General features: G+C 41.6%; 10 protein-coding genes, 1 pseudogene and 1 riboswitch. All 11 genes and pseudogenes read left to right on the top strand.

Going from position 1 to position 10,817, the window contains the following annotated elements; translation table 11 throughout:
* Window positions 1-462: 462 nt before the first annotated feature.
* Window positions 463-1,752 carry a plasmid recombination protein gene (locus tag DWZ40_RS15855; RefSeq protein ID WP_117576307.1) on the top strand — a complete coding sequence of 430 codons (1,290 nt, stop codon included), beginning with the start codon at window positions 463-465 and terminating at the stop codon, window positions 1,750-1,752.
* A 15-nt stretch (window positions 1,753-1,767) separates the two neighbouring features.
* Entirely contained in the window at window positions 1,768-1,953 is a 186-nt protein-coding gene (locus DWZ40_RS15850) for a hypothetical protein (protein WP_021683581.1), read from the top strand.
* An 89-nt stretch (window positions 1,954-2,042) separates the two neighbouring features.
* Window positions 2,043-2,273, top strand: coding sequence for a helix-turn-helix transcriptional regulator (locus tag DWZ40_RS15845; RefSeq protein ID WP_040894231.1), 231 nt, complete (start codon window positions 2,043-2,045; stop codon window positions 2,271-2,273).
* Entirely contained in the window at window positions 2,236-3,930 is a 1,695-nt protein-coding gene (locus DWZ40_RS15840; RefSeq protein ID WP_118543857.1) for a recombinase family protein, read from the top strand. The genes DWZ40_RS15845 and DWZ40_RS15840 overlap by 38 nt, the downstream gene beginning before the upstream one ends.
* Before the next feature lie 416 nt (window positions 3,931-4,346).
* Entirely contained in the window at window positions 4,347-4,748 is a 402-nt protein-coding gene (locus tag DWZ40_RS15835; protein WP_118543856.1) for a pyridoxamine 5'-phosphate oxidase family protein, read from the top strand.
* A 41-nt stretch (window positions 4,749-4,789) separates the two neighbouring features.
* Window positions 4,790-5,122 carry a helix-turn-helix domain-containing protein gene (locus DWZ40_RS15830; RefSeq protein WP_118543911.1) on the top strand — a complete coding sequence of 111 codons (333 nt, stop codon included), beginning with the start codon at window positions 4,790-4,792 and terminating at the stop codon, window positions 5,120-5,122.
* A gap of 209 nt (window positions 5,123-5,331) precedes the next feature.
* The gene (tnpA, locus tag DWZ40_RS15820; RefSeq protein ID WP_118543855.1) at window positions 5,332-5,772 is read left to right on the top strand and encodes an IS200/IS605 family transposase; all 441 of its coding nucleotides are present in this window, start codon (window positions 5,332-5,334) and stop codon (window positions 5,770-5,772) included.
* A gap of 9 nt (window positions 5,773-5,781) precedes the next feature.
* Window positions 5,782-7,107: an IS200/IS605 family element transposase accessory protein TnpB gene (locus DWZ40_RS15815; RefSeq protein WP_118543854.1), complete on the top strand. Its 1,326-nt coding sequence runs from the start codon at window positions 5,782-5,784 to the stop codon at window positions 7,105-7,107.
* 156 nt (window positions 7,108-7,263) lie between these two features.
* On the top strand, window positions 7,264-7,533 hold the full coding sequence (locus DWZ40_RS15810) for a chromate transporter (RefSeq protein ID WP_118543853.1): 270 nt from the start codon (window positions 7,264-7,266) through the stop codon (window positions 7,531-7,533).
* Between the two features lie 203 nt (window positions 7,534-7,736).
* Window positions 7,737-7,812: riboswitch (cyclic di-GMP riboswitch) on the top strand.
* 94 nt (window positions 7,813-7,906) lie between these two features.
* Window positions 7,907-9,751: an ABC transporter substrate-binding protein gene (locus DWZ40_RS15805; protein WP_118543852.1), complete on the top strand. Its 1,845-nt coding sequence runs from the start codon at window positions 7,907-7,909 to the stop codon at window positions 9,749-9,751.
* Between the two features lie 146 nt (window positions 9,752-9,897).
* Window positions 9,898-10,817: pseudogene (locus tag DWZ40_RS15800) on the top strand (cache domain-containing protein); the annotation flags it as partial.

Here is a 10,817-nt window from a genome sequence, read left to right as displayed (position 1 = left end):
CATATAAATGGGTTTTACGGAGATTCGCCGTGTACGTACGTACCGGAGGACATTCCGGAGGAATGGCGGCAGGTCGAGTAAATCCCATTGCTGGTACGTATGTACGCAGCAAAAGAGCGTGAAACGCTCGTTATAGAAACAGCACACATCCTCTCGTTCGGGCTGTTTCTATGTTCACAGGCTTTTGAAAAAGTGTCTGTGGACACCGGCTGCAAGAGGAAGTTGACACAGAACAGCTTCATGCAGACGGGGCTGACCATAGGAAAAGGCGCAGACATTTTCGCCTTGGTCAGCAGAGGTCACCGCAGTGACCGCATTCCCCCTCGGGAGAGCCCTCGGAGAGCCCACGGCACTTTGCAGCCAGTATGGATGAAAGTGTCATAGTGGGTTATTACACTTTGAAAAAGTGCTTCTCCGTAGCTCCCCGCTGTCTGCAAATCCCAAAGAAAGGGCAAAAATTCAATGGCAAGAAATGATGGAATAGATCGTACCGTAGCCCGGAATCAGGACTTGGAAACGCCTGCGGATGTGGCGAAGGTACAGGAACACAATGAGCGTGAAAAGGACAGCTACAGCAATCAGGACATCGTGCCGGAACGCACTTCTCTGAACGTCCATTTCAAAGCACCCACGGACGATTATGTAAAAATGTTTGAGCAGATGGAACAGGATGGTGTGATCTCCACCAGAGGTCTGAAACCCGATGCCGTCAAATACGGCGAGCTGGTTTTCGATGTGAACTCCGCTTACTTCTACAACCGCGGCGGCTATGAATTTGCAAAACAATTTTATGCCGATGCCTATAAAGCCGCTGCGGAGATCGTAGGTGGTGAGCAGTATATCCTCTCCGCTGTGATGCACGCCGATGAGCGCAACCGAGCAATGTCCGAAGCTTTGGGCGAAGATGTGTACCACTACCACCTTCATGTGGTTTATATCCCGGTGGTGGAAAAGCAGATACTTTGGTCGAAGCGATGCAAGGATGAAGCCCTCCGGGGAACCGTTAAGGAGGTCATCACACAGGTCAGCCGCAGTAAGAAATGGGAGTCCAAGCCGGTGCTTGACGAGGACGGTAATCCAATGTTGAACGCAAGAGGAAAAAAGATTTTGAGGTCATCCTACAGTGTGTTGCAGGATGACTTTTTTCATTTCATGCGAGTTGCCGGATATACCGATCTGGAGCGTGGAGAACGTGGAAGCACCGAGGAACATCTGACTGTGACCCAGTTCAAGGTGCAGGCAGAACAGCAGCGGCTGGAAGCTGTGACCGGGCAGGTGGCACAGGCAGAACAGAATTTGGAGGATGCCAAAGCTGCCACAGCAAAACAGAAAAAGAAACTGGAATCTTTGCAAAAGGAAACCAAGGCGGCAAAGACCATTGCGCTGACAGTGCAGGACATTGAAGTAATGGGCAAAAAAGCCACATTCGGAAACAATATCACACTGACACCGGATGAATGCCGCACACTCAAAGATTATGCTGTCAGTAGCTTTGCGGAAAAGGCAGAGAAGATCAAGTACAAGCAGAAATTCGAGCAAGCGGAGAAAAGTGCAAAAACATGGAAGCAGCGGTACGATGCGCTGCATGAACAATATCAAGAGCTGAAAAAGAAAGCCCAACCCTTTCTGGATGCACTGGAAATCGCATCCGAAAAGGTTCGGGCTTTTATCAATTCTATCCTCATCAGAGGAAAGCAAACACAGGAACACGAACACCCTGCCCGGAAGCGTGGACAGGATATGGAACTTTGATGGAGGAATCGCCTATTGAAGAAATATTATGAGGAAGCGAAATATAATGCGGCATTTGACCGCTGTGTGGATGTTATGAGCCAGATGCTCCAGAAATATGGACATCAGGTTTTGGATAAATTGGAACAGGACGCACCGCAGGGAGTGGAGCATTCCGAGGAAAGTAATCAAGCGCAGCTTCTGACGGATAAGGCTGCGTAAAATTTGCAATGTACACGTTGCGTATTCGTTGCGGCTATGCTATAATGATTACGCAACGTGTACTTTTTGCTTTTATGGAGAAAAGACGGATGGATTGTAAAAACAGAATTATTAAGTTGCGTGAAAGCACAGGACTGAACCGGAAAGATTTTTGCAAGCTCGTCCATATCCCTTATCGGACTATGACCGAGTGGGAATTGGACAACCGCCATGCACCGGATTATGTGCTGTGGCTTTTGGAGTATTATATCCGCAACGAAGGACTTGTGGTAAAAGAAATGAATGAGGGAGGTGGAGATTCTGAAAAAGAAACAACTTAAATGCTATCTTTATACAAGAGTGTCCACCTCTATGCAGGTTGACGGGTACAGTTTGGATGCCCAGCGTGACAAGCTGCGGAAGTATGCGGCATACGAGGATATGATTATTGCCGGGGAGTATTCTGACGAAGGCTTTTCCGGCAAGAACATCCAAGGGCGGCAGGACTTCCAACGGATGCTGAACGATATCCAGGACGGCAAAGATGATGTTTCTTATGTGCTGGTCTTTAAGCTGTCCCGATTTGGCAGAAATGCGGCGGATGTTCTGAACTCTTTGCAGCTCATGCAGGATTTCGGTGTTAATCTGATCTGCGTGGAGGATGGCATCGACAGCTCCAAGGATGCCGGAAAGCTGATGATCTCTGTGCTGTCTGCGGTGGCAGAGATTGAGCGAGAAAATATCCGCACACAGACAATGGCAGGACGGGAGCAAAAGGCTCGTGAAGGCAAATGGAACGGCGGTTTCGCTCCCTATGGATACAAACTGGAAAACGGAAACCTTGTCATTGCAGAGGATGAAGTGGAAGTAATTCGTGTCATTTATGACCGCTACATTCACACTAATGAGGGTGTTGCAGGAGTTGCAAAATATCTGAACCGCAATGGTTATGTAAAGAAACTAAGACAGAATAACACCATTCCGGGATTTTCAAGAGATTTTGTGAAAAATGTATTGTACAATCCTGTTTATATGGGAAAGATTGCTTACGGCAGACGAAGAACTGAAAAGAAACAGGGTACAAGAAACGAGATGCACGTGGTTGAGCAGTCGGAGTTTCCGGTTTATGAAGGACAGCACGAAGCTATCATTTCTGAAGAGGATTGGTATCTGGCACAGGAAAAGCGCAAGATCAATTCCTTTAAGCGGGAAAAGGTCAACAATCCAGACCACGCACACATCCTGTCCGGTATCTTGAAATGCCCATGCTGCGGCAAGAGTATGTACGGCAATATCGCCAAGGCACACAGCAAGGACAAGAAAACACGGTATTATTACTACTGCAAAAATACGGTTACACCCACAGGGCATGAGTGTAGCTTCCGGCTCAATATCGAGCAGACGGAAATCAATAAATTTGTGGCAAAGATCATTTCCGCTATGGTCAATAATCCCCGATTTGTAGAAGCAATTCAAGCGAAAATCGGAACGGCGGTTGATACAGAGGATATGGAAAAGCAGATCGCCGTTCTGCAAGGACAGCTAAAGCAAGCCTTTGGAACGAAAAGCCGCTTGGAGCGTCAGATGGATACCTTGGACATCAACGATGCCCACTATGACAGAAAAATTTTGGATTTGCAGCGCCGATATGATGAACAGTATGATACGATAGAGGAAATCGAAGTTCAGATTGGCGAATTGCAAAGTCAGATACGCAGCATCCAGCAGGAGAAAATCTCCGGCGATAACATTTATCGGCTCTTACTGGCATTTGATGAAGTCTACCATTCCGCAACGGAAGCAGAACAGAAAGAGTTTATGAAAGCCTTTATCGAGCGAATTGAGATGTTCCCGGAAAAGAGAAAAGACGGAAGCTGGATAAAGAAGATTGTATTCAATTTCCCTGTGCCTATTGATGGCGAGGAAGTGAAAGAACTTCCCTTGGAAACCGAAACAACAGTCGAGACGGTAGTATTGATGTCAAGAAAAGATAAATAAGTGCCAGAAAGCGGCGTATTTCCGGGCTTTTTTGGAGGTTTGGATTTGAAGCCAGACTTCTGAAAAAGCTCGGTTTTCTTATATGGAAACATATCTACTGCAAAATGTGTGTCAGGTTGTGACCTCGGATTAGATGTCACGATTTGAGGCAGTGGATTAGATGTCAGGCATTTTGGGCTGATTTTTGAAAAACGGAAAGGGCTGACAACCAATCCGGCAACTCGACCATTTTGGGTGGTTGCAGGCAGTGGAATAGATGTGAAGGGAAAATTCGGTAAGTCGGAATTTGTGTAGATAACATAGGTATTCTTCAAGATACCAAGTATCAAAAATAATCGTACTTGATGCATTACTTTATCAGTCATATAATTAAACCAGTTCAAAAATATGACTATATAAACAAGGAGGATACCAATATGACAAATATTGAAAAAGTAAATCAATTTTTAGATGAGGCAAAAATATTTTATTTTTTGACTACAGATGGAGATAAACCAAAGGGACGTCCATTTGGATTCCATATGTTAGATGATGGTAAATTATATTTTGGATGTGGTACGTTCAAAAATGTTTTTTTGCAGTTAATGCAAAATCCCCACGTTGAAGTGTTAGCCGTTAATGGCAACGAGTTTATGCGTTATGATGGAACTGTAAAGATTGTGAAAGATGAGGCTCTTTTGAAAAAGGTGCGTACAGCAATGCCACAGATTATGAATCTGTATGATAAAAATGGCTGGGAGATGGGAATGTTCTATCTTGAGAATGGTCATGCAGAGATTCGTGGAATGATGGATTTAAAAGATGAATTTGATGTATAAGAGGTAATGATATGGAAAGATTATTTGAAACGGATTCGACAATGGAAGATCGTTTTGGGAAATGTCCTTATGCGACAGCACAGAGTTTGATTTCAGGAAAATGGGCTGTCTTAATTATGCATTATCTGGAAGATGGTCCCATCCGTTTCAATGATCTTTTGCGTCTTATGCCAAAGATGACACATGCGACTTTATCTGTTCAATTAAAGACATTGGTGGAAAATGGTCTGGTGGAGCGAAAACAATATGAGTCGATTCCGCCTAAGGTAGAATATTCGCTGACAGAAATTGGGGAAAAATTTCATCCGGTAATAGAAGCGATGCATAATTGGGGGCAGGAATATATTGAATTCATGAAAAAGGATAATGAATAAGTCTATGGAAATAAAAAGGATTGAGCAAGACTTTACAGTGTGTCAGGTAAAAGATTATTCACTTGTAAATTTAGATTCTGAATATAGCTTTATTGAAAAAATGCACGCCGCATTCTCGTTACTTTAGTGATGAGTTAGGCGTGCAAAAAATATAAATAAGAATCGAACATACATTTGCATCTTGGCAATACATATGGTATACTATAAATATGGATAATAATATATTTAATATTAAGGAAAATAGTCTTTCGTATGGTAGAGGTTATGTTTATTCTTTACAGTATCATTTGGTATGGTGTACAAAATACCGTAAAAAAGTTTTAGCAAATGGAATCGATGTGGAATGCAAAGAAATGTTACAAGGATTGGCGGAAGAGTATCACTTTCAGATTTTGGCTATGGAGGTAATGCCGGATCACATTCATCTGCTTGTGGATTGTCGCCCACAGTTCTTTATTTCTGACATGATTAAAATCATGAAAGGAAATATTGCCAGACAGTTATTTCTTTCACATCCGGAATTAAAACAGCAGTTGTGGGGTGGACACCTTTGGAATCCTTCCTATTGTGTAGTGACAGTGAGTGAGCGCAGTAAAGAACAGGTTTTGTCGTACATAGAAGGGCAGAAGGAGAAAGAAAAGCGAAAGTAGGAAAATCTTATGAAGACGGTATCCAGTTATGGTGTAGAAATTAAAAAACAGAATATTCCCCTTCACCATACACTGAGGATTTATCGTCAGGCAGTTTCTTATCTGACTAAAGTTTATCATGAAGTATGGGAAGAACTTTCAGAAATTGAGAATGCCCAAAAGCGGTTTAATGAAGCGGAACATCTTGTACATAATACAAAGAAAAATGTGGCCAGATTTGATTTTGATCAGCGCTTTGTTAAAATGCCATCTTACTTGAGGCGCGCAGCGATTCAGCATGCACTTGGAAGTGTATCTTCTTATAAAACACGAATGAAATTATGGGAAAACGGCGATTTATCAGGGAAGCCGAAGCTCGTATATGAAAATCATGCGATGCCGGTATTTTACAGAGATGTCATGTACAAACCGAGCGAGTCAGGGGAAGATGTTGCATATCTAAAATTATATGATGGTTATGACTGGAAATGGTTTCGCGTTTCTCTGCTGCATACAGATATGGAATATCTGAGAAAACATTGGTCAGGAGTTTGCGCTATGGCCCCAGTTCTGGAGAAGAAGCATCAAAAATATTTTCTGAGATTTTCTTATACGGAGGATGTGATATTGACGAAGCATGCTGTAAATGAGCAAATCATTTGTAGCATAGATCTGGGAATCAATACGGATGCGGTTTGCACAATCATGCGTTCAGACGGAACTATTCTGGGACGAAAATTTATAGATTTCCCCAGTGACAAAGACCGGCTGTACCATGTTTTGGGCAGAATTCGCAGATTTCAAAGAGAACATGGTTCCGGGCAGATAAAGAGCAGATGGACCTATGCTAAAAGACTAAACATGGAATTATCCAGGAAAATCGCAAATGCAATCGTAACATATGCGGGGAAATATCAGGCAGATGTACTGGTCTTTGAGTACTTAGAGATAAAAGGGGTTATTTCCGGAAAGAAACGTCAGCAGCTTCATATGTGGAGAAAACGGGATATTCAGAATATATGCGAGCATCAGGCTCACAGACATGGAATGAGACTGGCGAGGGTCTGTGCCTACAATACCAGTAGGCTTGCTTATGATGGAAGTGGTATGGTAGAGCGAAGCAAAAAGAATCACAGCTTGTGTGTATTCAAAAATGGGAAAACATACAACTGTGATTTATCTGCATCCTATAATATTGGAGCAAGATATTTTATCAGAGAATTATTAAAACCCTTCCCGGAAACGGAAAGGTCTTTACTGGAGGCAAAAGTTCCTTCAATAAAGCGTAGAACCTCATGTGTTTATGCAGATTTGAGAGTGCTGCACGATGTATTGGCAGACTCTAAATCCGCATGAATGCAGGCAGATATTCAGTGGACTACCTGTAATGTGGAAACCTGCCGTATCCGGCATGGACATTGCGCATAGTTGCGCTGTTCTAAGTTACAGGCGTATCCGCCGATATTTAGTCTTGTCGCTTAAAGCGGCTGAGAAGCACGTGACTTTAGTCATGTGAGGTTCACAAACAAGTATGTTCAAGCGGTTTTGCGTGGTCTGAAGCCCTGTGTGATCGGCATTGTTCTTGCAACTGGTATTTATATGGTCTTTGGAAACTGCTTTGGAGCGATTTCAGCAATCCAGATTAATTTGCAGGCAATCATCCTTACGGCAATTCTGGTTGCTTCGATGTTTGGGTATAGGCATTTTGCAAAGAAGAAGCTGTCGCCTATTCTTTTAATCGTATTATCCGCAATAGCGGGCATGGCAGTGTACGGAATATAGAATTAAGACAATACAGCGATAGCGATATGGACGCAGTGATGCAGATATGGCTTAATACGAATATTCAAGCACATCATTTCATACCGTCTATCGGTTGTTCTTTTTTTGGTTTTCAGGCGTTAAAACGGTAATGTTTTTCTTGTGTACAGTAGAGCGCTATAGTATAATAAAACCAGTTTTTTACATAAGTTTAAAAGCTATAATAAGGAAATCGGCAAACCAGATGAAAGTCTGGGACGCAAAGCTACAGGGCCTTTAAAATGGCAGCCAGTTGCATGAAATGATGTACACTGTCTGTCTGACAGTGCTTTTTTATGGAGTTATTTCACAGACGTAACAATAATGATTTTACCAGGAAAGAAAGAGGTAAAGTATGAAAAAGGCAAAACGTTGTCTGATAACAGTGGTGTCAGGTGTACTTGTAGCAACTGCTGTCTTGTCTGGATGTGGACAGTCAAAGAAAGAAGTATCTAAAAACGATGATCATCTTACCGTTTATCTGTGGGAAAATCGTTTGATGAAAAATATTGCACCCTATATCCATGAACAGTTTCCTGATCAGGATATTGAATTTATTATTGGTAACAATGATACCGATTTATACAGTTATTTTAAAGAACATGATGAATTACCGGATATCATAACAGTACGTCGATTCTCTGGAACAGATGCACAGGACTTACAGCCTTATCTTATGGATTTTGCTTCTTATGATGTTGTTTCCAAGTACTATTCTTATGCGGTGCAATATTATAAGAATGAGGAGAATGAAATCCAGTGGCTGCCAATCTGTGGTATTCCGCAGACGATCATTGCCAACAAAACACTGTTTGATCAGTATGGCGTAAAGATTCCAGAAAATTATGAGGAATATGTACAGGCCTGTCAGCAGTTTTATGATAATGGCATAAAACCGTATTCCATGGATCTTGGGGAAGACTGGTCTAATAATGAAATCATCCAGGCGGCGGCAATCGGTGAGTTTACAAGCCTGGATGGTATTGAATGGCGAAACGGTGCAGAGACTGCAGCGGATGAAGTGAAGTTTGATGATACATTATGGAAACGTATTTTTTCAGAAACCAGTCAGTTTCTTAAGGACTCGCACTTTGGTAAAGAAGATATCAATATTGACATCGATACAGGAACCCAGATGTTTGTCGAGGGAAAATCAGCAATGTTTCATGGACATCCGACGGTTATGCAGCAGCTGCAGAACCAGATGGATGCGGAGCTGATCCGTATTCCCTACTTTTCACAGACATCGGATGAATCCTATGTATACATGACTCCGTCCTTAAACATTGCATTTAACAAAAATCTGGAAAAAGACCGGGAGAAACTGGATACTGCACTGGATGTGCTGGATTGTATGATTTCAGAAGAGGGGCAAAAGCTGATTGCGGATGGAAGCGGCGTCATTTCATTGAATACAGATGTTCCAACCATGATGCAGGATGTGCCTGGACTGGAAGAGGAAATTAATAATAATGCCGTTTATATCCGATATTCCGCTCAAAAATCTTTTTATGCAAGTCTTGAGGCTGTTCACGGATTACTGTCAGGGGAAATGGATGAAACACAGGCTTATGATATTTTTTGCAGTGTAATGAATCGTAAAGCTCCAGAAGAAAAAGCAACGGTGAATTTTGAAAATGAATATTCCATTTCACTGAACGATAGAAATGGCCGTGATGCAGCATCTTCCATTTTAACTACGATCAGAGAAGAAAATGATGCACAGCTGGCTCTGGCGCCATATTATTATTTCACTTCTTCTATGTACAAAGGAGAATGCACCAATAGCCGGGTTGGCATGATGACAGCGAAGAGTTCAGATACAGCATTATATGTTGCAAAAATCAATGGTAAACAGGTTTATGAACTCGTGAAAAATTATCTCGCCGATGCTGATGAGAATTTTTACATAACCAACAAATACGAATTACCAATTGCATCCGGTATGAAAATGATCGTCAATCAAGCGGAAGGTGGATTTTCATTAAAGGACTTGACAGTTAATGATAAGAAAATAGACAAAGAAAAGGAATACTCGATTCTTCTTACAGACACCACAATGTCTGTTTTGAAAAAAATAAATCCGAAATGTGAGATTGAGCAGCTTAAAGATACAACATTATCAAGTGCATGGATCGCAGCAATGTCAAAAGGACAGCAGCCGTCAGCACCGGAAGACTATATAGAGGTTGAACAGTAAAAGTGGAGATAGAACAAACGGTAAAGAAAAGAAAAAAAATAACAAGGCTGTTGCTTATACTACTTATTATTCTTTTAAGCTTAGTTTGTATCAAGTATCTGATAAGTAAGTCTAAGAAGTATATCAGCGAAAATGGAAAAAGCAGTATGGGAGCTGTTGTTGAACAGATACAACAGACCTATGATCTTCAGGTGAGTGGGTACTACAGCCAGCTGCAGTTGGTTGAGGAATTTTTACTTCATGAGAGGGAGCTGTCTCTTGAAACGGATGTGAACAAAAGTTTCTTTGAAGCATGGGAAAAAGAATCGGAAAGTACACTTATATTCCTTCAGGAAAATGGTCAGGCAATATCAGCAGGTGGAACAAAAATGCGGATTGATATGCCAAGTAAACTTCTGCTGGACTTAAAGAACGGATACAATATTGGAAAACTGGTGCGCCTTGATTATGATCAGAAGAAAAAAGATGGTTATCTGGTTGCGATTCCATGTCAGGAATATACGATCAATGGAGAAACTTATACGGCAATTGGAACTGTGTATGATCATTCGAAACTGGATTCCATGTTAAAATTGAAAGGTTATCATGGGAAAGCATATTTGTTCATGCTGGATCATGACGGAAATATTACGTATACGAACCAGAGTGGTGATAAATACCTGCGTAATTATTCTTTGTTAAAACATTTAAAAGGGGAACAGGCTATTACAGAAGAAGAGGCTGATTTGTTCAAAAAGAAGTTTGATAACAGAGAATCTGGAGTTGCACTTTTGGGAAAACAGAACCCCTATTATCTGGGGTATTGCCCGATAGAAAGCAACAACACCATTTTGGTATGCATTGTGGCAAGGGGAGTTGTTGACAATGTGCTGACGGATTACCAGAAAACGGTGTTGTTTACAACAATACTCATGGCAGGTTTTATACTTTTACTTTTTGCCGGATTATTCTACAGTATTTCCAGACTCAGTCTTGCAGATCAAAAAGCAGAATATGAAAAAAGAAATAATGAACTTCATTTACAAACAATGAAGGAAATGGAAGTAGTCAATCAAAAACTGAAAAA

It is taken from the genome of Clostridium sp. AF32-12BH (assembly GCF_003477935.1).
Taxonomy (GTDB): Bacteria; Bacillota; Clostridia; order Lachnospirales; family Lachnospiraceae; genus Brotaphodocola.
The sequence above is the reverse complement of the archived record's forward strand: the minus strand, read 5'-3'. Positions and strand labels throughout refer to the sequence as shown.

Bases quoted from the DNA above. Each gene is read 5' to 3' on its own strand.
- DWZ40_RS15855 (WP_117576307.1), top strand. From the start codon at position 463: ATGGCAAGAAATGATGGAATAGATCGTACCGTAGCCCGGAATCAGGAC.
- DWZ40_RS15845 (WP_040894231.1), top strand. From the start codon at position 2,043: ATGGATTGTAAAAACAGAATTATTAAGTTGCGTGAAAGCACAGGACTG.
- DWZ40_RS15840 (WP_118543857.1), top strand. From the start codon at position 2,236: ATGAGGGAGGTGGAGATTCTGAAAAAGAAACAACTTAAATGCTATCTT.
- DWZ40_RS15835 (WP_118543856.1), top strand. From the start codon at position 4,347: ATGACAAATATTGAAAAAGTAAATCAATTTTTAGATGAGGCAAAAATA.
- DWZ40_RS15830 (WP_118543911.1), top strand. From the start codon at position 4,790: ATGGAAGATCGTTTTGGGAAATGTCCTTATGCGACAGCACAGAGTTTG.
- tnpA (WP_118543855.1), top strand. From the start codon at position 5,332: ATGGATAATAATATATTTAATATTAAGGAAAATAGTCTTTCGTATGGT.
- DWZ40_RS15815 (WP_118543854.1), top strand. From the start codon at position 5,782: ATGAAGACGGTATCCAGTTATGGTGTAGAAATTAAAAAACAGAATATT.
- DWZ40_RS15805 (WP_118543852.1), top strand. From the start codon at position 7,907: ATGAAAAAGGCAAAACGTTGTCTGATAACAGTGGTGTCAGGTGTACTT.